The following is a 24,468-nucleotide window of genomic DNA, read 5'->3' as shown; positions in this document are numbered from 1 at the left end:
GGAAGGCTGGCTGGCCCGGACATCTTAACAGGGGTGGCCAGCGGCGGGATTCCTCCGTCCCACGCCGTGAGACGCCCCTGCGCGATCCTGCGATCCGCTTCGGAGGATCAACATGAACAAGATCGACCTTGATTGGCTGGAAGAGTTCGACCAGGCCATGCTGGGGCTGTACGCCATCAACCACAGCGACGCCGGCATGGACGAGCAGCTGCTGGTGAGCTACTACGACCTGGAGCCGCGTGAGGCGGCGCTGGCCTTCGGCAATGACTACGACCTGGACCGGATGAATCCGCTGTGGCCGCCGATGGGGCTGGCGTTGAACAGCTGAGCGCAGTGGACGACGGCGCGAGGCTCAGCCCTCGATCAACCGCAGTATCTCCGTCACCCGGCGCTCCAGATCCCTTCGCTGCGCTTCGTTCATCATCTCCCGCTTGAGGTAGGACTCGAAGCCCTCCCCCGTGCAAGCGTTCTGCAGCAGGCACAGCGTTCCCATGAATTTCCCGGTGGGCCCGCAGTCGTATCCCATGCGGCAGCCAGCCACCATCCATGCCTCGCCGGCATGATCCCCGGTCATCAAGCCCGCCGCCAGCCCTTCCGCGCTGGCGGGGTAGTTGCTGTGCAACGTGCTGCCCATGGCAAACACGGCCGCTGGATCATTGGAGCCCAATACCTCTTCAAGCTGCTCGGCAGCTTCAGCCGTATCCAGCCTCCTTCGCTTGAACGCGTTGTCCATCAACCGGGCGGCCAGGTCACCGTTCTCGGCGGCCTGTGCGTACCAGCCCGTGATGAGCTGCATCGGCACGATGGCGCCACCGTCCACTGCCCCGCATTGTGCGAAACGTTCGTCCGCTACCTGCTCCAGCACAGAGAGCTGCGCGGGCGCCCTGATCATCTGCTTGTTGAAGTCGAGACTGCCCATGAACCTGTCGCGGTCGATATTGACGAAGTAACAGCCCTCATAGGTATCGGCCAACAGGCGCTGGGCCACGGCATCACCCGCCTTGGCCCGCTGCTTCAGGTCTTCGAAGGCCTTTACCCGGTCTACTTCGGCAGGGCGGGCGTGGCTGGGACGGGCTACGGTTCCATGGGCGCGCACTTCGGCCGCAGCGGGCACCTGTGCCGCCTGAGCTGCCTTTCCCGGTGCGTCACGCTGCGTCGCTGGAACCACCTGCCACAGCGCTACTCCCGCCAGCACGGCGACCGTGCCAACCGCCAACCAGAGTCTGGCTCTTCCATCCATGATGCATGGCTCCCTTTGCCATCGCGGCTACAGCGGTTGAATACCACGGAAGGGCAGCCTCAAGCACCCCACTCCTGTCCCGTTGACGCAGCATTCCCTATAGTTGACCCCAACCACTGCAATGGAATGGCCCATGAGCGTGATGTCATCCGGCCGGTGCCTGACAGTTGCACTCGCCGTCGCCCTGAGCGCCAGCGCCTGCGCACGGACGCCGCCCACCGAACACAAAGGGACTTCGAACATGTCGGAAGCCACAGAAACCGGCCGCACCCTCAACGGCCATACCTACACCGATGCACCGGTGGACGTGAAGCTGGGGCCGAATACCTTCCGCATTCCCGCCAACTACCTGGACAGCCAGATCGCACCGTGGCCCGGCGAGGGCGTGAGCCTGGTGATCGAGTGGCCGGACATGAAACCCACGCCCCCGGGCGCCCGCGCCAACCCCCGCACCAATGATTTCCGCAAGGAGATCCGGATCCTGGTTGACCACATCGACCGGGTGCCGATCGACACCCTGCTCCAGCGTCAGGTGAGCAACGACGCCATCACCGTAGAAGGCTCATTGGAGCGCAATGACCCTTCCAAGCGGCTCGACCTGCGCGTTGCCCAACCCGAGCAGCTGGGGCTGACCCCCTATGCCATCAACGAAGCGCTGATGGCCGATTATGCGCGCGCCTATGAGGTCAAACATGGCGCTCCGCATCCCCGCAACCCCGCATACGAAGATGACTGGTACATCGGCCGCGACGCAGCCGGCCAGCTCAGCACCTTCATCAAGTGCGACAGCCGCAAGCATCGCGAGGACGGGCTGCAGATCAACGGCAGCGAGGTCGTCAACACCGATTCAAGGACGGTTGCCAGCTGCACCCACTACATCGTGGATACCGAAAACAGCCTGTCAATCAGCCTCCACTACAACCGCGTGTTCCTCAAAGACTGGAAGGCCATGGAAGTGGCCGTACGGGACGTCTTGAACCGCTCCAAGGTCAAGTAGTCCCGATAGATACAGGAGTTTTCCATGAGTGGATTGACTGCAGACAACCTGCGCGTGCTCGGGCATTACGCCGCCACCGGCAACCGCGAGCTGTACTGGAACTACCTTTCCCAGCTGCCCGGCGCCGATGGCTACGGAACGCTGGCGCTCGGCGTGGTGCGCAACGACAGCCTGCCCGGCCGGGTGGCAAACAGCTATGCCCAGTCGCACGCGTCAAGCCAGGGCGATTCGGGCTCGCAGTTCGCCAACGCCAACCTGAGCGAGCGCGAATGGGAAGAGTTCGGCCAGACGCTGCTGAAGAAGGACCTGGAGCTGCGTTCGCAGCAACTGCAGGCCGGGCGCGGCGACCTTGCGCTGAACCTGCCCGGCAAGGACGTCATGCTGGCCCATGACCAGGCCTTCGTGGAGCACCGGCTGGACCCCAACTGCTGGACGCCCCGCGTACTGCTTCAGGCAGCGCGTGAGAACAGCGGGCCGGAAAAGGTCGAGCAGATATGGGCCAACATGCTGGATAACGGCTACGCAGGCGCAGTGCGCGTCGGCAAGACCAGCTACGACACCTTCGCCCAGATGGGCGCGGCGGAGGGAGGCAAGTACCTGGCCAAGCTCACCGCCATTGAGGCCACCCAGTTCCTGGAAGGCCGTTCGGCCGTGGATCCCAACGTCATTGGCGGCAACAGCCACTACGCCATGTACTTCGAAGCGGACCAGAAGTGGGCGAACGTCAGCACCGGCGGCGGCCACGTTTCCATGCGGGAAGAGACCAACCCCAGCCGCATTGCCGAACTCAACGACGCCCGCGCCGTGCGCCTGGAGCGCCAGCAGAAGGCCACCCAGTTCCACGAGGATGACCCGTACCGCACCATCACCCGCAGCCCGTTCACGGCCTCGATAGACGGCGCGCCGGGGGACCGGCAGCAACCCCCCACCCGCCTGGCCGACATCGGCCCGGGCCATGCGGACTACGCACTGGTGCAGCAGGTACGCGAAGGCGTGGCCGCCATCGACGCCAGGCAGGGCCGCGCCCCGGATGAGAACAGCGAACGGCTCACCGCCAGCGTGGTGGCACTGGCCCGCCAGAACGGGCTGGACCGCGCCGACCACGTGCTGCTGAGCCAGCAGACCGCCGACAGCCCGGCCGGGCGTAATGTGTTCGTGGTGCAGGGCGACCCTGCCGATCCGGCGCACCGCCGCGCCGCCATGCCCACGGATGTGGCCGTGCAGACGCCGGTGGAGCAATCGCTGCAGCGGTTGGACGAGGTGGGACAGGAGCGCCAGCAGCAGATTCTGGCCCAGGCCCAGCAGCAGGAGCAGGACACCCGGGTGCGGGAAACGCAGTCCCCGGCGATGCGCATGGGCTGAGGAAAATTGCCTATAGTTCGCCTACCGGCACCCCGGCCCAGCACAAGGAACTGCCATGGCCCTCCCCACCCAGGAAGCGTCCGTCGCCATCCTGATTGACTGCGACAACGTGTCACCAGATATCGTTGATTTCGCGCTGTTGATGGCAGCGCAAGCAGGCCGCGTGACAGTTCGCAGGGGCTACGGAAACCGGACAACCCTGGGCGCCAGCTGGGAACATACGCTGGTGCGCCAGGCATTTACACCTTGCCTCCAGTTCCAATACGCCGCAAAGAAGAACACTTCTGATATCGCGTTGGCACTGGATGCGCTTGAGGCGCTTTTTGACAAGCGTGCGGACACATTCTGCTTGGTGACGAGCGATAGCGACTTCGCCTACCTATGCCGAAAATTGAGGGAACGGGGTTCAACTGTCTACATCGTGGGTGAAGCCAAGTGCCCCGATGCGTTGCGCAATGCGTGTGACCAATTCTTCGAGTGGACGCCGGAAGCGCAGAGCGACCCGAAAGCCAAGGATCTCGATACACCCGAAGCCAAGCCAGCGGTCCCAGTGCAGAAGCAGGAAGCTAAGGCCGCTCCATCTGGACCGCTGCCAAAGCGACGCCCGGGCTTCGTTGTCAAAGCGGTAGCGTTGCTCGCGTCTTCCAGCCCGGATGGCAGGGTAATGCTGACCTCTCTGGGGGCTTACCTAAAGCGCGCTGACCCGGCCTTCAATCCCTCCGCATACGGCCATTCCGGATTGCTGAGCATGGTGAAGACCTACGACCTTCTGACACCGCATCGGGAAGAGGGCGGCCACTGGACGGTGAGCTTAGCGTCCCGGCCAGAGCCTTGACGTTGAACACGCCAACGGCGGCATTGCGCCGCAGCCCACCGTCAACCCGCAGCGAGCTTTGACGCCCACTTGAACTTCGGATATGAATGCCGACAAGCGCTCACAAGGAAGGGAAGATTCAATGTTGAAGAAGCATGCGTTTCTCGAGTTCGGCGTAGCCCTGCGGCCAGATATTTCCTCAGTCTCGGGCTTTACAGAGTCTCCCAAAGAACTCGTGGTTAGTCTCTGGTCACATGATTTTTCAGAAGACATGACCAGATACAACGGACGAATCTCAAACTGGAAGGGTCCGGGTGAGAAGAAGTTTCGAAAGCAGGTCATGGAGGCTAATCGCGAGCGCTGTCCCATTCGCGTTGTCCTTGCCACCTCACAGCAACCCGAGCTAGTGAGGGCTGGCCGCGCTACCGAAGCCGACAACGATTTTGCTCCTCGCTTCGACCTGATTGGGCGCCTGATAGGGCTGGACCGAGATGTTGTTGAGTTTGCATTCGAGAGCGGCGGCCTCCCCCCGCACGGACTCAGACCCACTGCACCCGCGAGCAGCTCTATCAACCGCAAGCCGGATTCCAGTACGGTGACTGATGGATCGGCAAAGACCACTCGCGCACGGTACTGGCGTGTCGTTGAAGCTGTTGAGGCCCTCGGCGAGGCAAGCGTTGCCGAGGTGGTCTCCTGGCTTGAGGATCGCTACCCGGGTGATCCATTGGGGGATCCACGTGCTGACCTTGAGCATGTAACCGTGAACTCTGCTAGCCGACCTCACTACGACACTGCCAGATCCAACTGGCGAAGTGACAGTGGTCATGAGCGCGACCGCCTGTTCAAGGTCCATATCCTAGATACTCTGGAAGCTCGCTACGTTCTGTTCGATCCATCTGTCCATGGCCACGTGGACTTGGAGCAATCGAAAGATGGAAAGTGGCTGGTTGTAAGCCTAATGTTGGGGGCGCTTGCACAAGCGGAGAGAGAGGGTTTTGGACAGGTACTGCGGCCGCCTATCGATTCTGATCATGATTCTCGTGTATGGATGATGAGAGCTATCGCGCAACGACAGGGTCAAATCGCCTTCAGAGCAGACCTGGTGGAAGCATATGAGGGCCGCTGCGCGGTCACGCGGTCGAACGCAGTAGCAGTACTGGAAGCCGCACACATCCGGCCCTATCGGGGCGAGCACACCAACCGGGTGGATAATGGCATCTTGCTGCGCAGCGACATCCACACCCTTTTCGACCTCGGCCTGATCTGGATCAGTTCCGAAAACCTCGTATGTACTGCTCCCTCCTTGCGAGGCACGGAGTACGAAAAGATGAGCGGACAGCCGCTCTGGCTACCTCAACGAGCTGATCAGCGCCCCGACCCAAGACATTTGAATGAACATGCTCGCCTATCGAAGGGGCGCAACGGAGTGGGCTAATGATGCACGCGCGGGAGCTGGAGCGTCCCACCGGTCTACTGGGACTTCCTTCTCGAGCGCCATCAGGTTCCTGAGATGAAGCCTGGTCCTTCATAGCAGGGCGGGGAGCTACGCTACCCACGCGCACGCAGCAGAACCAGCAGGAACTGGAAGCCCGCAGCATGCGAATGGGGTGAGGCCATCATCCCTCCGGAAGCCACGTGCACATGGCTTCGCGGAATTACCCATCAGGGCCGGTGGCGCAGGCCGGCCCGCCACCCGCTCAGCGGGGCCTGCCCTGCCCCTTCGGTACTTCGCTCCCCACCGGGAACGAATCCCCCCAAACGTAGAGATCAACGCCTTGGGCGCTCCGATCCAGGTTCACGCAATCCTGGATCAACGACCGCAGCACGTTCGTTGGCGAACGCTCGCTACGCCACGCCGAAAGCTGAAAGGCGCGGCGTAGATCGGGGTCCAGCTTCACCCTCATGTACACCTGCTTCTTCATTGGATCACGTCCTCGGGGACGAACTGCCCCGACTCGGAATTGATCTCACCGTGGTAGATCGTGCGCTCCACGAACCGGGGCACCCGTGGGTCTTCCACCGCCGGCGGACCCAGCAGCTTGATGGTGATCACCCCAGCGCAGGCTTCGATCTGCAGCTTGCGGCCCACGTCGAAGCCCATCTGCCGCAGCCAGCGGCCGCGGATCTTTAGGTAGGGCACCTTCAGCTCCTCGTGGAACTCCGGCGGAGGTGAGCAGGCTGCTGGCTTTGCGGTGCCGGCCAGATGCGCCCGGCGCGCGCGCCGGCGTGAGGGCAGTTCATCGAAGGACATGTCGTCCCAGTGCGTTTGCATGTTGGACCTCCTGTAAGGATCGCCCCTCGTCGGGATGGCGAGGGGGTCGGGAGGTTAGAAACCGACTAGCGAGATGCGGCGGGCGTATTTCCACGAGGGTGTTGTATTAGCCACCCTCCCGACAAAGGGACGTGCAACATTGTCTCGCTAGAGGAGTTTCTACGCTCCGAGGCACACCATGCATGGAATTGCCAACGATTAACAATCGTTTGTCTCTCTCGATTTGCCAAGCTCGGTTGACGCAGCCTAACCCCCCCTACAAATGACCTACATACGTCAGCCAGTGTCGTACTCTGCTTGGTGGTGTTATCTTTGCGTGCATCTCTCTAACGCGGATTTCTAGTGGATCTACCTTTCGAGATTGGCGCGCTTTACAGCAGGCGCGCATTCATCCATCCGCTTCTTGGTGGACAGCAGCAGGGAGGCATCTCTACCCCAAGCAATTACCCAGTGGTCCTAGCATTCACGGGTGAGGCCGGCGTCGCTCACGGATATCGCGATTTCTGGGATGACGATGAAGTTCTTCACTACTATGGCGAAGGCCAAAATGGTGACATGCGATTCACCGCGGGCAATCGTGCGATAGAGAATCACGTCAGTGAGGGCAAGCATCTGCTTCTCTTTCAAATGATGGGGAAAGGGCGCCCTTACCGATATCTGGGGGAGTTCGAATCGCTTTCGTCATATCTGCAGCCTGATACACCGGACACTCTCGGCCGGGGTCGAGTTGGAATTGTTTTCCGGCTGCGGCGAGTTGGAAGCCGAGCGACTAGGAACACGTTCTTTGATGGGGCCGACGGGCAGTCCTTTCAGGACTGCGTCGATGTGGGCGAGACGAGCGCCCGTCGAATGGTAGAGGTGCGCACCAAACAGCGCCTCTTTCGGGAGCGACTTATTGGAGTTGAGAGGGGCTGCCGCGTGACTGGCGTTGAGGATTTGCGCTTTCTTCGTGCGAGCCATATTAAGCCCTGGGCATCAAGCACATCCGCCGAGCGAGTCGACGGTCAGAATGGCTTGCTGCTAGCGCCCCATGTGGATCTACTCTTCGATCGTGGGTGGATAAGTTTTGAGAACGATGGGAACTTGCTCGTTAGCAACGATCTACCTGAAGGGATTCGTAGCGCGCTCTCTGTTAATTTGGCCCCCAAGGTTCGCCCCGTTGCGCTGACAGAAAAACAGATAGAACACATGGGTTTCCATCGGGATGTCATATTTCTCCGGTCCACCTAGGTATCAGTAACCCAAGAGGGAACCTTAGGCTCGGCCGCGAAGCAATCATGAAGCAAGGAGCAAACCATGAATTTGAAGGAAGAAGGCGTCGGATTCGTCTCGTACGAATGGGAGGGTGCACCTTCCGGCGTAATTGATGCATCAGCCGGGGGCCAAGCACTCCTCGGACTCGATGATGCAATTCGGTACTTCAATCGCCGACAGAGCCCGGGCTTTGGAGTCACTCCGTACGAGATCCCCGTGCTCACAGGTAGCGGCTCCTGGATTGCTGTTGTCTTAGGCGTAATTGCTATTCCCGCTACAGCGTTCGGAATGGCCTATGCAAAGAAGGCCGGGGAAAAGATGGCGGAGAAGGACTTTGCAGATATCGGGTTCAAAGACGTAGCTTCCCGATCAATGGATGCGCTGGTTAAGCTTGTTCGCCTGGTCAAATCTAAAGGCGGAAAGTTGGATGTTCGAAAGTTGGAAGTAACCTGGTCGAGTGACGCCACGGTGGCTACAATTCGGACGGGCGACGGAGACTCGTTCGTAGTCCCCGCAGAGTACCTTCAATGGTACAGCTCACTACCAGCCACCACGCTGAAAAGATTAACGTCACCCGTAGCACCCGGAAGGCGCATGACGGTGGGCGCCCGTCAATCGGACGGCAGTATCGACACTGTCATTTTCGAGGATCGTGATCGACAGCTGTTGGTGAGTAACGAGCTAGAGATGGAATCCGAGTTTCTTTTTCCCGAGCTCGAGCACGGATTGGAGGTCGTACTCGAAGGGATTGTGACCCGGGGGAATCAATCTACAAACTCAATGGGACTTCAGTATCAAGGCCACATCCTCAACTGTACGCCAGAGACCGGGAGCGTGAAGCGGTTCAAGCCAGCGCTGTTTGAGCAATGCAGGGTGTATGCCACTGTAAATCGGCATGTCTCTTCACTTACTGCGCTCGATTACAGACCTACGCTCTTGGTCAGCGATATCATTTCATTAGAGAGTCCATCAATGCAGGGCGGCCTCTTCTGAAATGGGACTGCAAATGCAGAGGCGCCGCTCTGCAACACCTATCCCGCGCGCAGGTTGTATTTCACAAGAAGTGATCTTTAAACGCAGGCGCATCAGCTTCAAATTGACCTTGTCACCGGATATCAGCCAAGCTGCAACTTTGCTGCAGCACTTGGCGAATTCGAAAGCTCACACCTGTCTAAAGTCAACAACTATTCATCATCACTTGGAAGAGAGTTTAGATACTCAGCTATAATGTCGCCATGACACGCTTCGGGTTTGCAATGACAACCTAGAACCAAGCCACGCAAAGTTCGGATATCACGGTTCCCCTGAGCATCATCAATGAACTTGTTCTTGAAGTATTGACGATATTCCGAAAGAACCTGCTTACGATCCATGCCGTTCTCGCCAATGGCAAAAGGATTTCCCCAAGGCGTGCCCCTACCGATATAGACATCGTGTTCAGCGCCTTTGTCCTTGTTCACTACCCTAGTAGTTTGGACGAAGACTGTCTTGACCGGCTTCCCGCTAACACTCGATAGATGGACAAAATCGGAGATTGAGGCCCCATCCCAGAAGTAGACGAAATGCGACGCCTTGGCTACAAGGCGTCGCTTTTCTCGCAATGGCATGTACGGCGATAATGAATCCTGCTCCCCGCCGTTGAAATAGCGAGAAAGAACTCCAGAAGCATCGTTCAGGAGAATGACATCCGCATTCGCCATTCGAGATAAGTACAAATCCAACTTATCACGAACCAATGCCTCGTCCCTAAATCCGTCCGACACACCTATTAGAACAAATCCAGCGTTCACAAATGTATTATCTCAACCTCTGCATTCGTCATCGACTTAAGAAACTCGGCAGCAATGCGCCGATGGCATTTATGGGGGAGATGCTCACTACAAAGCAAACAGGCGCCATCCAAGCTATTGATGTTGAGCTCTCCCGCCCCCCTTGACTTGATCAGCGTCTTGTAACCGTCTGCGTACTCATCCCAACTTACTTGCTTCTTCTTGTATGCGTCCAGGAGTTCAGCTGTAGGCGCAAGCATCTCCTCCGGACCGTAAGGGATGCCACAAATCCTCCTTAGAAAGTATGGTAGATCCGGCACCTTGGCGAAGCCAGACAATTGTGAATTAGCTCGAAGCCTGACGTCGACCACTCTGGAAACGCCGGCACCCTCCAGCGCCTCAAAGAAGCCCTGCGCAGTCCTCTTAGTAAAACCGATCGTGTACAGCTTCAAGGCGCATAGCCCCTTATCTTGTTCAACTTACTTGGAAATGAGTATATTCCGTTCACCTGCATCCAATATCCATTCCGGCCATCTTGCGCCTTGTAGGCACGACTTACTCCGAGCCTCAGATATATCTCTGTCGCACCGTGGAAATGCGAGTTGACCTCGTCAACTGGATTATTCGAAGAACCATCTACAGCACGAATATATTCATGAAAGCCTAGATCAGTTATCGGAATGTACCTATAACTCGCTCCAGCACTGTCCGTGAAATGTACTTTGTATTTTCCGTAGTTATCTTTGTCTATCCTTATACCGCCGGGCCCAACCTTCACGGTTATTATTGACTTCTGCGCAGCAGTGCCGGGCGGCAAGAATTTGATCCCATCGAAATCGGAGCCAAAGCCCTCCTGCACGCTCGGTGAGAGAGAGGCATCTAGTACACGGCGGAACTCTGCTGCATTCACGGCCCCAGTAAGCTGCAGCCCACGATGGTCACAATCTTCGCGGTGCGGCTTTCCTGCCTCGGCAGAAGAAATGAACTCTCCCTCTATTATCGCACCCGGAATCATTCCTAGCGCTTTCACTCTCTCATAGGTGAAGTATGGGATTGGCCTGACGCATGCGCCTGTCTCGACATCTATAAGTGCGGTGCATACATCCTTGCTGCCTTCCCTAAATCGGGTCAGATCAGTGACGACGTACTTACCCATTCCTTGGCCCCCTTATGCCGTAGGTCGTACAAAGGCCCGTACTACTCTTACGAGCCACTCCAGCCAAGCATGCACAAAATCTGGGATGGGCGAAAGTGCCCTTAATGGATTGGTAGACATACGCCCAACCTGGCGCAGGGGTTCCCATGGCAATCGAAGTAGTCTGCATGAGCTCCATGACGTAGGCGACAGCTGATGAAAGTTCAACTTCCCGAAGACGCCGCGAACGAGTGGCCGGTGTCTCGAGTCGTACGGCCCTTTCCTACGCGCGAGCCTGAAGGGGTGTCGAGCTTAGGGGTGTCGATGCAAGCCGACACAGTACCGTTTTTACGCCACTGATCCGTCAATCCCCGCCTGCGCCTCTTCGGGCGATTTGGAGAACCAAATCGCATAGGCATCTGGATCATAGAAGGAGGCGGATTCAACTTCCTTGATGCTAATTACTTTGATCCAATCCTCCACGTCAAAGTCCTTTCTACCTTGGAATTTGTCCACCACCTCGGCTGCATCCTTACGCTGCGACTCAAGCATTCTGCGGGCGCGGCGCAAGAACTTCGCTGCCACAGTTGCGTCGAGCTGGGAACTGATCATCTTGGAGTACAACTGAGCTGACTTGAGATCGAAGAGCCGGATGTTCTCCTGGAGCGTATAGAGCCTCTGCCTTGCGATCCAAAGTTCGATGACCGGATACTCTGTTCTGGCGCTGCTCATCCGCAGACTGTCCTTGTCGCGATAGGCAGAGAATGACGGCAGAAGCTCGATACAAGCATCCGCAGCATCGATATTAGGCGGAACTTCAAAGACCCGTCCGCAGTAAATCTTTCTAGACTTGAGAGTCAACATCACTAGACTCTGATTATCCGCTGCGCGCCTGAACAATTGCGCCATGGAACTGCCGTTCCAATCCGTCAGGCGATCATAGACTCGCTGCGCTTTCGTTCGGTAGTTGCCCTTCAGAAGCTTCTGCTTCGCCGTCGCAATTCCCACAATCCACACCGAGATCAGATTGAAAATTAGAGCGAGCGCAACCGAGCCAACCAGCGAGAGGATCAATCGGAAGGCGTAAGGGACTGGAATAGACTGATTGACAAACTGTGCAAGCCTCAGGGGCCAAGAATCAGCAGGGAGGTATGGCTTCAGCCATGATACGGCCAGAAAAACCAATGCTCCCAGAAGAATGCCGGATCCCGCCGACATGAAGAACAACTTCTGACCCTCCGCCCGGCTAGAAAAGTACCGAACGGGATGAAAGATCAGGTTGAAGATGAAACCGCTGATCACAAGGACCAGCACCGCTATGGCCGAGCTTCCTGCCCCCATGGAAACGCTCCCTTATTTCAATCGCTGCCTCAACTTCTCGATGGCCCTTCTTCCTTCTGCCTCACTGATCACGACGCGGTCGTGATTGACCTTCAGAGCTCCATTGAAGCTCTGAACGGTCTGGCGCGCCTGAAGCTCCCGCATCACCTCTCCGGCGAAGTCACGCAGATCGCTTTTGATCTTTCGCGTACCCATCGACATACATGCTCCTTCAGTAGGTGGCCCATCACGCAGGGGCAGTGTATGCCCCTGCGTTCTCGCCACTTGAGACGCCTATCGCAGGATAGGCAAACTCAATCAAACCCCGACAGGATTAGCCTTCTCAGGATCAATCTTGTACTGCTTGATAGCCCGGGCCACATCCTTCCCGGTCATCTTCCCGTCCTTGGCCAGTGCCGCAATCGCGGCATGCGCGATGTAGTACCGGTCCACTTCGAAGAAGCGACGCAGGTTCGCACGGGTATCCGAACGGCCGAAGCCATCGGTGCCCAGCACGGTGAAGGTGGCCGGCACGAACGCGCGGATCTGGTCCGCGTACGCACGCACATAGTCGGTTGCGGCAATCACCGGGCCCTGGCGGTCTTCCAGCAGCTCGGTCACGTAGGCCTTGCGCTGCGGCTCTTCCGGGTGCAGGCGGTTCCAACGTTCGGCGTCGAAACCATCGCGGCGCAGTTCGTTGTAGCTGGGGCAGCTCCAGATATCGGCGGTGACGCCGAAGTCCTTCTCCAGCAGCGCGGCCGCTTCAATGGCTTCGCGCAGGATGGTGCCCGAACCCATCAGCTGCACGCGCAGCTCGCCCTTCTTCGGCTTGCCGGCGTCGGTGAGCAGGTACATGCCCTTGACGATGCCTTCGGCCGCACCTTCCGGCATTTCCGGGTGGGTGTAGTTTTCGTTCATCAGGGTCAGGTAGTAGTACTCGTCTACCTGGTCTTCCATCATCCGCTTGGTGCCGTGCTGCAGGATGACCGTGACTTCGAAGCCGAAGGTGGGGTCATAGCTGCGCACGTTCGGAATCCCGCCAGCGGCCAGGTGGCTGTGGCCATCTTCGTGCTGCAGGCCTTCACCGTTGAGCGTGGTGCGGCCGGCGGTGCCGCCGAGCAGGAAGCCGCGGGTACGCATGTCGGCGGCCTGCCAGGCAATGTCGCCCACGCGCTGGAAGCCGAACATGCTGTAGTAGATGTAGAACGGCAGCATCGGCACGTTGGAGACCGAGTAGCTGGTACCAGCCGCCATCCAGGAGCTGATGGCGCCCGGCTCGCTGATGCCCTGTTGCAGCACCTGGCCGCTCTGGTCTTCGCGGTAGAACATGAGCTGGTCGGCGTCGACCGGCTTGTACTTCTGGCCGAACGGCGCGTAGATGCCGATCTGGCGGAACAGGCCTTCCATGCCGAAGGTACGGGCTTCGTCGGCCACGATCGGCACGATGTGCGGGCCCAGTTCCTTGTCGCGCAGGGTGATGTTCAGGCTCTGCACGAAGGCCATGGTGGTGGAGTAGCTGCGCTCGCCGCTGCTCTTGAGCAGGCGTTCGTAGGTTTCCAGCTTCGGTGCGTTGAAGCTCTTGGTAGCCTTGCGGCGGCGCTGCGGCAGGTAACCGCCCAGTGCGGCGCGGCGCTCCTGCAGGTACTTCACTTCCGGCGAATCCGGGCCCGGGTGGTAGAACGGCACCTGGCCATCGGCCAGCTGCGCATCCGTCACCGGAATGTTGAAGCGGTCGCGGAAGTGCTTGACCGCTTCGTCGTCCAGCTTCTTGGTCTGGTGGGTCGGGTTGAGCGCTTCACCAGCGCTGCCCATGCCGTAGCCCTTGACCGTCTTGGCCAGGATCACGGTGGGCATGCCCTTGGTGTTCACGGCCTCGTGGTAAGCGGCGTACACCTTGTGCGGGTCGTGGCCACCACGGTTGAGGCGCCAGATGTCGTCGTCGGAAAGACCGGCCACCATGGCGGCGGTTTCCGGGTACTTGCCGAAGAAATGCTCGCGCGTGTACGCGCCGCCGAAGGCCTTGCAGTTCTGGTATTCGCCGTCGACGGTTTCCATCATCAGCTTGCGCAGCACACCGTTGGTGTCCTTGGCCAGCAGGGCATCCCAGTAACCGCCCCACAGCAGCTTGATGACATTCCAGCCGCCGCCACGGAACACGCCTTCCAGTTCCTGGATGATCTTGCCGTTGCCGCGCACCGGGCCATCGAGGCGCTGCAGGTTGCAGTTCACCACGAAGATCAGGTTGTCCAGGCCTTCACGGCCGGCCAGCGCGATGGCGCCCAGGGTTTCCGGTTCGTCCGATTCGCCGTCGCCGATGAAGCACCACACCTTGCGGTCGCTCTTTTCGATCAGGCCACGGTTTTCCAGGTAACGAAGGAACTGCGCCTGGTAGATGGCGGCCAGCGGGCCCAGGCCCATCGACACGGTGGGGGTCTGCCAGTAATCGGGCATCAGCCACGGGTGCGGGTAGCTGGAAAGGCCACCGCCGTCCACTTCCATGCGGAACTTGTCCAGCTGCTGCTCGTCGATGCGGCCTTCGAGGAACGAACGCGCATAGATGCCCGGGGCGCTGTGGCCCTGGATGAAGAGCAGGTCGCCGGGGTGGTTGTCGCTGGGGGCGCGCCAGAAGTGGTTGAAGCCCACGTCATACAGGGTGGCACCGGAAGCGAAGCTGGCGATGTGGCCGCCCAGGTCGCCCGGCTTGCGGTTGGCGCGCACCACGGTGGCCATGGCGTTCCAACGGATGATGGAACGAATGCGCCATTCCAGTTCGGCGTTGCCCGGGCTCTTGGCTTCCAGGTTCGGCGCGATGGTGTTCACGTACTCGGTGGTGGGAGAGAACGGCAGGTAAGCACCCGAACGACGGGTCAGTTCCACCATGCCTTCCAACAGCTGATGCGCGCGCTCAGGGCCCTCGACATCAATAACGGCCTTCAGCGACTCGATCCATTCCTGGGTTTCCACAGGATTCGGGTCGTTGTTCAGCACCTCGTTCAACCAGTTCATTAGCGCTCCCATGACCGCACGCACGCGCGCGACTGTTTTAGATTTCTAGCCGCAAAGTGTAGCGCACCAATGGGTTTGCTTACTTCGCTACGGGTGCGTATGGAAGTGGTGCGGTTGTGTCTTGGGGACATGAGGCGACAGTGGCGTACTGTCCTGAGGGGGTTCCACGGGCGGTTTCAGGGCACCTGCGTTGGCCAGCGCTGTCATGGTGGGCGTGGAACGTGGGGAGTGTTCTACCTGGGGGACGAACCGTTGTAGGCGGAAGACGGACGTAGAGCGGGGCTCTGCCCCGCTGCCAGGATGTCCGCGCTGCGGGGCAGAGCCCCGCTCTACCTGAACGATGGTCGGAGCGGGGCAGAGCCCCGCTCTACCGTCGGGGCAGTTTTCGATATATCGTTTGCGCACTTAATTCGATATATCGAAATGACCGCTCCCCGTGATCTGGATGGCCCTGCCCGTCCGCTGACGTCCCGGCCGCTCAGCCGCGGCGACCTGCGCCTGCTGGTGCTGTCGCTGCTGGCGGCGCAGCCGCGCCATGGCTATGAGCTGATCCAGTGCATCAGTGAGATGTTCGTGCGGGTGTATACGCCCAGCGCAGGCTCGATCTACCCGGTGCTGGCGCAGTTCGAGGCGGCCGGCTGGGTGAGCGCGCTGGAAGAGGCCGGGCGCAAGCGCTACCAGCTCACCGCACTGGGCCAGGCCGAGCTGGCCGCCCAGCGCGAGGAGGTGGACGCGGCGCTGCACCGGGTGCGCCACAGCGCGCGCTCGATCGCCAAGGCCAACCTGCCGCCGGTGGTGCGCGATGCGATGCGCGAGCTGAAGCAGGCGCTGGGCCTGCACCACGCCCGTTGGCAGGACGACAACGCGGTGGCGGTCGCCCAGGCGCTGCGCGAGGCCGCCGCGCAGATACGCGCGCAGGGCCGCTGAACCGTTCTTCCCCTTGTTCGACCCCGCCCGCGTTTCGCCAGCCAGGTCTTTCCCCCTACGCCGCTGCGGCGGCTTTGAAACAGGTACATCGCCATGGCTCTGCATGAAAACAAATTGGTGCGCCACACCGTGAAGTTCCGCCCACTGCAGGTGCTGCGCACCGAGGAAATCAGCCCGTGCATGCGCCGGGTGATCGTGGGCGGTGAGGCGCTGGAGGGCTTTGAGTCGCCCTCGCCGGATGACCACGTGAAGCTGTTCTTCCCGAATGCGGAAGGCCAGTTCGTGGTGCCCACCATGACCCCGGACGGCCCGCGCTACCCGGAAGGACAGGAGCCCTCGCCCGCCCGCGATTACACGCCGCGCTGGTGGGACCTGGAAGCGAAGGAGCTGGCCATCGACTTCGTGATGCACGGCGACGGCGTCGCCTCGCGCTGGGCGGCCAATGCCATGGCCGGCGATGCGATTGCGGTGGGTGGGCCGCGTGGCTCGCACATCACCGCCGATGACTTCGATACCTATGTGCTGTTTGGCGATGAGACCGCGCTGCCGGCCATTGGCCGATGGCTGGAGACGCTGCCGGAAGGCGCGCGGGCGGATGTGTACATCGAGATTCCGGAAGCGGATGACCGCCAGGAGCTGCCGGAAGATGAACGCATCCGGGTGTCGTGGCTGGAGCGCAACGGGTTTGATGCGGCCACCAGCACCCTGCTGGAGGATGTGCTGACCGATTTCGAGGAGCCGGAGGGCGATACGTTCTACTGGATCGCCACCGAATCGCGCCGGGCGCGGATGATGCGCAAGTACGTGGAGGGGCACCTGGGCGTGCCGAAGGATTGGATCCGGTCGAAGGGGTATTGGAAGGCGCATCCGGAGCACGAAGGCGACTGAGTGCTGTAGCGCCGGCCGTTGGCCGGACCACGCACCGCCTGGGCCGGCCAACGGCCGGCGCTACCGGCGACCGCCCCGCAATCCCCACCGCCCGGTAGGTCACGACCGTTGGTCGTGACCCCCGCCATGCGACAATCGCGTTTTGGGCCGGTGCCTTTCGATGCAAGCAGCTTCTCCTTCGGCACTGGCCGACCTGATCGCGCGCCTGGAGCGCGCCGATGCCACGCTGGATGCCACTCTGGCTGAAACCGCCCCGCAGGCCACCGTGCCCATGCGCGAGGCGGTGCTGCCGCTGGCCCGTGCCCAGCTGGCGCTGGTACAGGCCAATGCCGATATCACCCTGGTGGCCGATGAGCTGCGCCGTTACCAGAAGTACGCGTTGCCGGGTAAGCCGAGCCTGCAGATCGTGCAGCTGCGCAAGCAGCAGGGCGCGGTGAAGCAGACGGCGTTGATTGCCCGGCAGAATTTCGCCCAGGCCACGCACGCGTTCCTGCGCGAGAGCGGGTTGACCGCCCCGGCACGCCGGCTGCCGACGGATTTCGCCACCGGGTGGTTGGCAAAGATCGCCACGGCGTAAGGCCGTGGCGCGGGCGCCATGCACCCACGCCAATAACGTGTGGCACGTAGGGCGGTAGGGTCGCATCCCGATCGACCGCCGTGGAGTCATCCGCGTTCGATTGGGGCATGAACATCGGCGGGGAAGGCCTTTGCTTCGGCACAGGTCATGCGTAACCGAACGTTGCACCGTTACGTGCAGTCGTTTGGGAACCGACCCTACCAGTGCAGCACCCCCTTTTCATTACGCACAAACAAAAATCCCGCCTTTCGGCGGGATTTTTGCGTTCAACATCGTTACCGCTCAGGCAGCCGGCTTTTCGCCGGTGGCTTCGGTGGTGATGCGGATGTTCACTTCATCGCTCACGTTCGGGGCGTATGCACCCACGCCGAAATCGCTGCGCTTGATGGTGGTGGTGGCGTCGAAGCCGGCGGCCGGAACCTTGGCCATCGGGTGCTCGCCGCCGGCGTTGACGGTCACATCCAGGGTCACCGGCTTGGTGATGTCCTTGATGGTCAGGTCGCCGGTCACGGTCAGCTTGTTGGTGCCGGCGGCTTCAACCTTGGTGCTCTTGAAGGTGGCGGCCGGGAACTTGGCGGCGTCGAAGAAATCGCCGCTGCGCAGGTGCTCGTCGAACTTGGCGGTGAAGCTGTTGAGGCCGCTCAGCGGCAGCTTCACTTCCACGGTGGACTTGGTCACGTCGGCGGCGTCGTACACCAGGGTGCCTTCGGCGCCGCCGAAGTGCGCGGTGGGGTGCGAGAAGCCGAAGTGGCTCCACTGGGCCAGCACGTCGGTGTGGCTCGGGTCGAGCTTGTAGGTGCCCGAGGCGATCTGGATGGCTTCAGCGGCCGGGGCGGCAGCGGCCGGGGCAGCGGTTTCGGCGGCCGGGGTGGTGGCAGCAGCAGCCGGGGTCGCGTCGGCGGCCGGGGCGGCGGTTTCTTCAGCCGGCTTGGAGCAGGCGGCGATGGCCAGGGTCAGGGCCAGCGGCAGGAGCAGTTTGCGGGTCATGGTCATGTCGGTTCTCTCTCGAATTCGTAGGGAAAAAGGGAAAAGTAAGGAAACAACCCGTCCGCACGGACGGGCCACATCCGGCGGAAACGCTTATTCGATGCGGGCAGCTTCGTCGAAGGCCAGGCGAGGCAGCCGCGGGAACAGGCCCGAAGAATCACCGTAACCCAGATTGACCAGGAAATTCGACTTGATGGCGGTGCCCTTGAAGAAGGCCTCGTCCACCTTGGCCGGGTCGAAACCGGACATCGGGCCGGCATCCAGGCCCAGCGCGCGGGCGGCCAGGATCAGGTAGGCGCCCTGCAGGCTGCTGTTGCGGAACGCCGATTCATGGCGGCCTTCACGCGGGCCGTCGAACCATGCCTTGGCATCGGTATGCGGGAACAGGTACGGCAGCTTTTCGTGGAAGTCTTCGTCAAAGCCGATGATGACGGTGACCGGGGCGGCCAGGGTCTTGTCGTGGTTGCCTTCAGACAGCGCCGGGGCGAGCTTGGCCTTGGCTTCGGGCGACTTCACGAACACGAAACGCGCCGGGCTGCCGTTGGCGGCCGTGGGGCCCCACTTCAGCAGTTCGTACAGCGCCTTCAGCTGGCTGTCTTCGACCGGCTTGTCGAGGAAAGCGTTCTGGGTGCGGGCGGTACGGAACAACTGGTCAAGCGCAGCATCGTTGAGCACGTCGGACATGAAGCCTCCAGAAGAACACGTTGGATGAAGAAGGAATCCCGCACGCCGTGCGCTACCTTTACGGGGCACTGCGCGGTCGGCGAAGGCTGGCAGTGTAGAGTGTCGCGACTGTTGCAACACCCAGCTTGGCTGAAACGAATTAATGCCACACGTGAAACGATGGAGTCCGCCCTGGACGATCACTGACGGCCGTGCCGGCAATGTGCGGCAGGCAGTGGCCCTGGCCACGGCATTGAAGCTGGGGGTGCACCGCCCGCTGGTGCTGCTGCCGCGCGCGCCCTGGAAATGGGTGGCGCCGCGCTGGTTGCCGGGCATGGCCGGGGGCTATGGCGAGGCGTTCGCGACATTGACTGCGCAACCGCCCGAGCTGGCGGTGGGCTGTGGGCGCCAGGCGGCCGGGGCGCTGCGCGAGCTGCGCCGGCGCGGCAGCAAGGTGGTGCAGATCCTGGACCCCCGGCTGGGCACGCGCCATTGGGACCTGCTGGTGGTGCCCGAACACGATGCCCTGCGCGGCAGCAACGTACTCACCCTGCTGGGCAGCCTGAACCCGGTGGACGACGACTGGCTCACGGTGGGCCGCGCGGCCTTTGCCCCCTTCGGCGAGCTGCCTGGGCCGCGCACCGCGCTGTTGGTGGGCGGGCCTACCGCGCACGCGCCGTGGCACGAGCCGGACATGGTGAAGGTGTTCCAGCAGCTGGCTGAGCAGCTGCGCGCGGAGGGCGGCAGCCTGCTGGCCACCACCTCGCGGCGCACGCCGCCGGCACTGGTGGGCGCGCTGCGTAGCGCGTTCGCCGATGTGCCCGGGGTGATCTGGGGCGATGGCGGCGATGGGGTGAACCCGTACGCGGGGCTGCTGGGCTGGGCCGACCGCATCGTGGTGTCACCCGATTCGGTGAACCTGCTTTCTGAGGCGTGCGGTACGCGCTTGCCGGTGGCGGTGGCGCTGGAGCAGCAGGCGCAGGGAAGGATGGTGCAGTTCCAGCAGGCGCTGCGTGCACGCGGGCGCTTGCAGGAGCGTTGGTTGGATTGGGGTTATCCCGGGCCGATCGAGCCGCTGCGCGAGACCGGGCGGATTGCCGCGCAGGTGCGCGAGGCTTTGGGTATCCCGGCTTAACGGCGATGGGTGCGAGGCTACCGATGCGGCGGTGATGCCGTTAGATTCGGGGTTCACCAGGGAAGGAGCGTGCGTATGCGCAGTGCTGTAGTGGCGTTGATGGTTGTGTTGATGGCGGGGTGTTCGAGCATGCCTGCCGGGCAGGATGCGGTGTCGTGGAGCTGCCATAAGGAGCTCACCGCGTACCGGAACCAGCCGCCGCGCACGGACGAGCAGAAGAAGGAGCGGTGGCCGCCCGAGGATCAGCCGGCGCCGGTTAGCGAGCCTTGTGCGCGGGAGCTGAGCCGGTAACGCAGCGTATAAGTCGGCATGAACCCGGTAGCGCCGACTGTTGGTCGGCACACGGCCTGATACCGCTATGATGCCGACGCGGCCCCGTACCGCTGGAGACTGAATCGCAATGGATCTGCCCTGCCCCGGTTTGCCTGAGCACCCGCCGTTGAAGCGCATCGCGCTGCCGGCACTGCTGTGCGCGGCATTGCTGCTGGCCGCGCCTGCGGCACAGGCGCAATCCCAACAACCCGAATGCATGGAGCGCCACCCTACCCCGGCTGCGCTCGCTTCGATGTTCGATGTGGCCCAGCGCGCCGATGAAACACTGGAAGCGCTCGACGACGTGGATGTGGTGATCATCGCGCGCGGCGGCCAGGATCTCAGCAGGTACGGCCTGCGCCACAGCCACTTGGCCTTCGCGGTGCGCGAAAGCGATGGCAGCTGGCGCGCGGTGCATCTGTTGAACCACTGCAAGTCGCCGGAGTCTTCGCTGTTCCATGAAGGGTTGAGCAACTTCATCGGCGAAACCGGCACGCATACCGATCTGCGCGTGGGCGTGCCCACGCCTGCGGTGCGCGCGGCCTTGAAGGCCATGCTCACCGCGCCGGGCATCCAGGCCAAGGCGTTGCACGAGCCGCGCTACAGCGTGGTGGCCTACCCCTTCAGCGTTGAATACCAGAACTCCAACCAATGGGTGCTGGAAGTGCTGGCGGCGGCGATGGCGCAATCGCGCGACGGCACGCTGCTGGTGCGCCGTGCGCAGGTGCAGGCGTGGCTGAAGGAGCAGCGGTACCAGCCCAGTTCGCTGCACATTGGCGTGGGCAAGCGCCTGGGCGCGCGCTTCTTCTCGGCCAATGCAGCCACCACCGACCACCCGGCCAGTGAGCGCATTTCCGGCGACTATTCGGTGGTGACGGTGGAATCGGTGTTCGATTTCCTGCAGCAGCGCAAGGTGCTGGAGCAGGAGCTGAGCGTGGCGCACGTGCCGGTGGCCGGGATGGCGGCGCCGAAGCCGTAACGATTTTTCCCTTTGCAGAAGGAGTTGGCATGAAGCGTTATTCGATTCTGGCGGTGGCCCTGAGCGTGGCCATTGCAGCACCGCAGGCCGGTGCGCAGAACTTCACCCCCAGCCAGCAGTCGGTGAGCTACGCGGCGATCAGCGCGTATGTGAGCATCGCGGTGGTCACCGCGCCGATCTGGCTGACGGCGGCGGGCTTCAAGGGCTCGGCCAAGGGCTCGGAGCGGCGCAGTGCGGCCAAGGACAAGGGCACCGGCGCCGCCGGGGCGAAGGCCGGGCCGTTGCCGCCGCTCACCGTGGAGAAGGTGGAGCGCCAGGCTGACGGCGCTTACCAGGTGGCACTGAAGAACCCTGATGCCCCCGCCGACCTGGCCGTGGTGCAGTGGCCGGCGCGCGACGACAACCCCGCGCAGGCGCTGAAAGCCGGCGATGTGCTGGCCTTCACGCCCACCGAGGCCGGCGCCGGCTGGATGGTGGCCGATGCCCAGGGCACGCAGCTGGCGTTCCTGCCCACCACCGATGCGGCGGCGAGCAACCTGAGCGAACGCTGGTGACTGAACCGGCCCGGGGTGGCTGTAGCCGCCCCGAGCCGGGATAATCCGCCGCCATGAACGCGCGCCCTGCCATCGTGTTTGCCCCGTTGACCCTGCGCTCGCTGCTGCTGGCGGTGCTGGCCATGGGCGCGGTGGTGCTGGGCTCGAACGTGCTGGTGCAGTACCCGATCAACGATTGGCTGACCTGGGGCGCTTTCAGCTACCCGGTGGCGTTCCTGGTGAGCAACCTGATCAACCGCCGGTTTGGCCCGGCGGCGGCGCGGCGGGTGGCGTGGGCGGGGTTTGCGCTGGCGGTGCTGTTGTCCATCTGGATTGCGACGCCGCGCATTGCGGTGGCGTCGTGCCTGGCGTTCATTGCCGCGCAGCTGCTGGATATCACCGTGTTCGACCGGCTGCGCCGGGGGCACTGGTGGCGCGCGCCGATGGTGGCGACCACGTGCAGTGCGACGTTGGATACGACGATTTTCTGGAGCATCGCGTTTGCCGGCTCGAGTCTGCCGTGGGTGAGCTGGGCGGCGGGCGACCTGGCGGTGAAGCTGGCGATTGGTGTGTTCCTGCTGGCGCCGTTCCGCGCGTTGTTGTGGAAGATGGCGCCGCGCACCGCGTAGGGTCGCATCCCAATCGACCGCCGTTACGCTGCCCGCGTTCGGTTGGGCATGAACGTCGGCGGGGATGGCGTTTGTTTTTGCCCGGGGTCATGCGTTACCGGACGTTGCACCGATACGTGCAGTCGTTTGGGAACCGACCCTATGTATGGACTCGCCCCCACCCGTCAAGCTGCTTTTTCGAAACCGGGAACCGGCTGCATCTATGTATCAGGCCTTTGATGGCAGGCGCGTACGCCTGCCGGCCAAAATTGGTTGAGCTCGCGATCTGCCGATTACCAAGAGGCCTCGAGGGCCGGTAGGGTCGTAGGCATCATGTCGCGACGGTCTGACCTGTTTCCCATGTTTTAAAAGCAGCGGGGTGGGTGCTGGGCACCCGGTGGCGGAAACGGTTTTTGGTCTGTTCTGCTCGTCCTTTTTATTGGCGGCGGTATTCGCTCTGGGTGGTCATCACCACCCATGCGATGCGCAGATTTCGGTTGGCCAAGCGGATGGCCGCGCCCTTTTTGCCGTGTTGACGGCACCAGCGTTGCAATCGTTTGTCATCGGTCTCGGTCGCATCGGCCTTGACGTGGTGTAGGACCGACTGGGCCCCAGTTACTGCCAGACTTCGGATGTAGGCGTCACCCCGCCGGGTCATTCGACCCAGGCGCACCTTGCTGCCGCTGCTGTGCTGGTCCGGCACCAGCCCAAAGTAAGCCGCAAACTGGCGGGCATTGGGAAATCGCTCCGGCTGGCTCTGCTTGGCGATCAGGGCCGTCACCATGATCGGACCAAACCCGCGGATGGTCATCAACCGGCGTGCCAGTTCATCGCTTTTGGCAGTCTGTTCCAGCTGCTTGTCGATCCGCTCGCGGCGCTGCGCCAGATGCCCCCACTCAGCCCACAGATCTGCAATCAGTTCGCGCAGCATCGGCGGGATCGGATAGCTGGCGTCGGTCTGGATGCGGCCCACCCAAAGCGACAGCGCTGCGTTGGACTTGGACACGGCAATGCCATTTTCCATCAGCAGGCCACGCAGCTGATTGCTGATGAACGTCTGCCGCCGTATGTAACCGGTGCGGATCCGGTGCTGGGCCTGCATGCCCAGCGCCTCGATCGATTTGACCGGAACGTCATGGAGCATCTCGTCACGACCGGCACGCAGAATGGCCAGGCAATCATTGCGATCATTCTTGGCCCCGCTGCGATGCTCGGCCACCCGCTGCGCCGGCAGAATCCGCACCTTGGCACCGACGCCCTGAATCAGCCGGGCCCATGCCTGGGCGCCCGGACCGGTCTCCAGCAGCACCTCAACCTTTGGATCCAGGCCCTCCAGCAATTTGGTAAACGCGGCACGGGATTTCACGCGTTCCTCGTACACAACCCGGCCGCTGGCGTCCTCACCAGCCAAAAACCTGCTTGGCAAGATCCACCGCCAAGCGCACATAAGTCAGCGTAAGCTTGTTCATGGGCTCGTCCCTCGCTGTCGTTGGCCATAGCGTGCCACCGTGGCGCCCAGACGCCTCGGCGAGGGGCGAGTCCATCCAATTACCGACGCGTGCGCCGGCTACCCCGTGGTAGGGTCGCATCCCTATCGACCGCCGTTACGTTGCCTGCGGTCGGTTGGGCATGAACGTCGGCGGGGATGGCGTTTGTTTTTGCCCCGGGTCATGCGTTACTGAACGTTGCA

General features: G+C 61.8%; 24 protein-coding genes and 1 pseudogene. 14 read left to right on the top strand and 11 right to left on the bottom strand.

All coding sequences use genetic code 11. The annotated features are described in order from the left end of the window. Positions 1-112 precede the first annotated feature (112 nt). On the top strand, positions 113-328 hold the full coding sequence (locus AC06E7_RS12925) for a hypothetical protein (protein ID WP_083214053.1): 216 nt from the start codon (positions 113-115) through the stop codon (positions 326-328). A 24-nt stretch (positions 329-352) separates the two neighbouring features. Here AC06E7_RS12925 and AC06E7_RS12920 read toward each other — a convergent pair whose 3' ends face one another. Next, positions 353-1,240 (bottom strand): hypothetical protein, encoded by an 888-nt coding sequence (locus tag AC06E7_RS12920; protein ID WP_478064997.1) that lies wholly within the window; start codon positions 1,238-1,240, stop codon positions 353-355. A 133-nt stretch (positions 1,241-1,373) separates the two neighbouring features. Here AC06E7_RS12920 and AC06E7_RS12915 point away from each other — a divergent pair, with 133 nt between their 5' ends. From AC06E7_RS12915 to AC06E7_RS12900, 4 genes are all read left to right on the top strand, one after another. Then, on the top strand, positions 1,374-2,237 hold the full coding sequence (locus AC06E7_RS12915; RefSeq protein ID WP_478064996.1) for a Smlt3025 familytype IV secretion system inhibitor: 864 nt from the start codon (positions 1,374-1,376) through the stop codon (positions 2,235-2,237). A gap of 24 nt (positions 2,238-2,261) precedes the next feature. Further along, positions 2,262-3,599 (top strand): Smlt3024 family type IV secretion system effector, encoded by a 1,338-nt coding sequence (locus tag AC06E7_RS12910; RefSeq protein ID WP_478064995.1) that lies wholly within the window; start codon positions 2,262-2,264, stop codon positions 3,597-3,599. A gap of 55 nt (positions 3,600-3,654) precedes the next feature. Then, a complete protein-coding gene (locus tag AC06E7_RS12905) occupies positions 3,655-4,434 on the top strand; it encodes an NYN domain-containing protein (RefSeq protein ID WP_478064994.1) in 780 nt (259 codons plus the stop codon). 82 nt (positions 4,435-4,516) lie between these two features. Further along, positions 4,517-5,848 (top strand): HNH endonuclease, encoded by a 1,332-nt coding sequence (locus tag AC06E7_RS12900; RefSeq protein ID WP_478064993.1) that lies wholly within the window; start codon positions 4,517-4,519, stop codon positions 5,846-5,848. Between the two features lie 483 nt (positions 5,849-6,331). Here AC06E7_RS12900 and AC06E7_RS12895 read toward each other — a convergent pair whose 3' ends face one another. Beyond that, the gene (locus AC06E7_RS12895) at positions 6,332-6,685 is read right to left on the bottom strand and encodes a SymE family type I addiction module toxin (RefSeq protein ID WP_478064992.1); all 354 of its coding nucleotides are present in this window, start codon (positions 6,683-6,685) and stop codon (positions 6,332-6,334) included. A 342-nt stretch (positions 6,686-7,027) separates the two neighbouring features. Here AC06E7_RS12895 and AC06E7_RS12890 point away from each other — a divergent pair, with 342 nt between their 5' ends. Both AC06E7_RS12890 and AC06E7_RS12885 read left to right on the top strand, forming a co-directional pair. After that, positions 7,028-7,915 carry an HNH endonuclease gene (locus tag AC06E7_RS12890; RefSeq protein WP_478064991.1) on the top strand — a complete coding sequence of 296 codons (888 nt, stop codon included), beginning with the start codon at positions 7,028-7,030 and terminating at the stop codon, positions 7,913-7,915. 66 nt (positions 7,916-7,981) lie between these two features. Further along, entirely contained in the window at positions 7,982-8,932 is a 951-nt protein-coding gene (locus AC06E7_RS12885) for a hypothetical protein (RefSeq protein ID WP_478064990.1), read from the top strand. 191 nt (positions 8,933-9,123) lie between these two features. Here the strand turns inward: AC06E7_RS12885 and AC06E7_RS12880 are convergent, their stop codons facing one another. The 6 genes from AC06E7_RS12880 to aceE form a co-directional block, all read right to left on the bottom strand. Next, on the bottom strand, positions 9,124-9,729 hold the full coding sequence (locus tag AC06E7_RS12880; RefSeq protein ID WP_478064989.1) for a DUF4326 domain-containing protein: 606 nt from the start codon (positions 9,727-9,729) through the stop codon (positions 9,124-9,126). After that, positions 9,726-10,160 (bottom strand): DUF488 domain-containing protein, encoded by a 435-nt coding sequence (locus tag AC06E7_RS12875; RefSeq protein ID WP_478064988.1) that lies wholly within the window; start codon positions 10,158-10,160, stop codon positions 9,726-9,728. The genes AC06E7_RS12880 and AC06E7_RS12875 overlap by 4 nt, the downstream gene beginning before the upstream one ends. Further along, complete coding sequence (locus tag AC06E7_RS12870; RefSeq protein WP_478064987.1) at positions 10,157-10,864, bottom strand: hypothetical protein; 708 nt, start codon at positions 10,862-10,864, stop codon at positions 10,157-10,159. Before AC06E7_RS12870 ends, AC06E7_RS12875 begins: the two co-directional genes overlap by 4 nt. A 327-nt stretch (positions 10,865-11,191) precedes the next feature. Continuing rightward, on the bottom strand, positions 11,192-12,184 hold the full coding sequence (locus AC06E7_RS12865) for a hypothetical protein (RefSeq protein ID WP_478064986.1): 993 nt from the start codon (positions 12,182-12,184) through the stop codon (positions 11,192-11,194). Between the two features lie 12 nt (positions 12,185-12,196). Further along, positions 12,197-12,385, bottom strand: a complete 189-nt coding sequence (locus AC06E7_RS12860) for a hypothetical protein (protein WP_478064985.1) — start codon at positions 12,383-12,385, stop codon at positions 12,197-12,199. Positions 12,386-12,481: 96 nt separating this feature from the next. Then, positions 12,482-15,169 (bottom strand): pyruvate dehydrogenase (acetyl-transferring), homodimeric type, encoded by a 2,688-nt coding sequence (aceE, locus tag AC06E7_RS12855; protein ID WP_392919758.1) that lies wholly within the window; start codon positions 15,167-15,169, stop codon positions 12,482-12,484. Positions 15,170-15,592: 423 nt separating this feature from the next. Between aceE and AC06E7_RS12850 the strand changes: the two genes are divergently transcribed. The 3 genes from AC06E7_RS12850 to AC06E7_RS12840 all read left to right on the top strand — a co-directional run bounded on the left by AC06E7_RS12850 (position 15,593) and on the right by AC06E7_RS12840 (position 17,561). Beyond that, positions 15,593-16,096, top strand: coding sequence for a PadR family transcriptional regulator (locus AC06E7_RS12850; RefSeq protein ID WP_068848838.1), 504 nt, complete (start codon positions 15,593-15,595; stop codon positions 16,094-16,096). Between the two features lie 93 nt (positions 16,097-16,189). Further along, complete coding sequence (locus AC06E7_RS12845; RefSeq protein ID WP_478064984.1) at positions 16,190-16,984, top strand: siderophore-interacting protein; 795 nt, start codon at positions 16,190-16,192, stop codon at positions 16,982-16,984. A gap of 160 nt (positions 16,985-17,144) precedes the next feature. Next, positions 17,145-17,561 carry a hypothetical protein gene (locus tag AC06E7_RS12840; RefSeq protein ID WP_478064983.1) on the top strand — a complete coding sequence of 139 codons (417 nt, stop codon included), beginning with the start codon at positions 17,145-17,147 and terminating at the stop codon, positions 17,559-17,561. 282 nt (positions 17,562-17,843) lie between these two features. Here the strand turns inward: AC06E7_RS12840 and AC06E7_RS12835 are convergent, their stop codons facing one another. Both AC06E7_RS12835 and AC06E7_RS12830 read right to left on the bottom strand, forming a co-directional pair. Continuing rightward, complete coding sequence (locus AC06E7_RS12835) at positions 17,844-18,554, bottom strand: YceI family protein (protein ID WP_478064982.1); 711 nt, start codon at positions 18,552-18,554, stop codon at positions 17,844-17,846. An 87-nt stretch (positions 18,555-18,641) separates the two neighbouring features. Beyond that, positions 18,642-19,232 carry a malonic semialdehyde reductase gene (locus AC06E7_RS12830; RefSeq protein ID WP_392919773.1) on the bottom strand — a complete coding sequence of 197 codons (591 nt, stop codon included), beginning with the start codon at positions 19,230-19,232 and terminating at the stop codon, positions 18,642-18,644. Between the two features lie 142 nt (positions 19,233-19,374). On the opposite strand from AC06E7_RS12830, the gene AC06E7_RS12825 reads away from it, so the two are divergent. From AC06E7_RS12825 to AC06E7_RS12810, 4 genes are all read left to right on the top strand, one after another. After that, positions 19,375-20,346, top strand: a complete 972-nt coding sequence (locus AC06E7_RS12825) for a mitochondrial fission ELM1 family protein (RefSeq protein WP_478064981.1) — start codon at positions 19,375-19,377, stop codon at positions 20,344-20,346. Between the two features lie 400 nt (positions 20,347-20,746). Beyond that, positions 20,747-21,637 (top strand): DUF2145 domain-containing protein, encoded by an 891-nt coding sequence (locus AC06E7_RS12820; protein WP_478064980.1) that lies wholly within the window; start codon positions 20,747-20,749, stop codon positions 21,635-21,637. A 29-nt stretch (positions 21,638-21,666) separates the two neighbouring features. After that, a complete protein-coding gene (locus AC06E7_RS12815; protein ID WP_478064979.1) occupies positions 21,667-22,191 on the top strand; it encodes a hypothetical protein in 525 nt (174 codons plus the stop codon). Between the two features lie 53 nt (positions 22,192-22,244). Beyond that, on the top strand, positions 22,245-22,799 hold the full coding sequence (locus AC06E7_RS12810; RefSeq protein WP_478064978.1) for a queuosine precursor transporter: 555 nt from the start codon (positions 22,245-22,247) through the stop codon (positions 22,797-22,799). Between the two features lie 415 nt (positions 22,800-23,214). Here AC06E7_RS12810 and AC06E7_RS12805 read toward each other — a convergent pair. Continuing rightward, positions 23,215-24,247: pseudogene (locus tag AC06E7_RS12805) on the bottom strand (IS110 family RNA-guided transposase). Positions 24,248-24,468 lie beyond the last annotated feature (221 nt).

The organism is Stenotrophomonas sp. Steno-Z4 (genome assembly GCF_056393145.1).
This window is presented reverse-complemented; position numbering and strand designations above follow the sequence as displayed.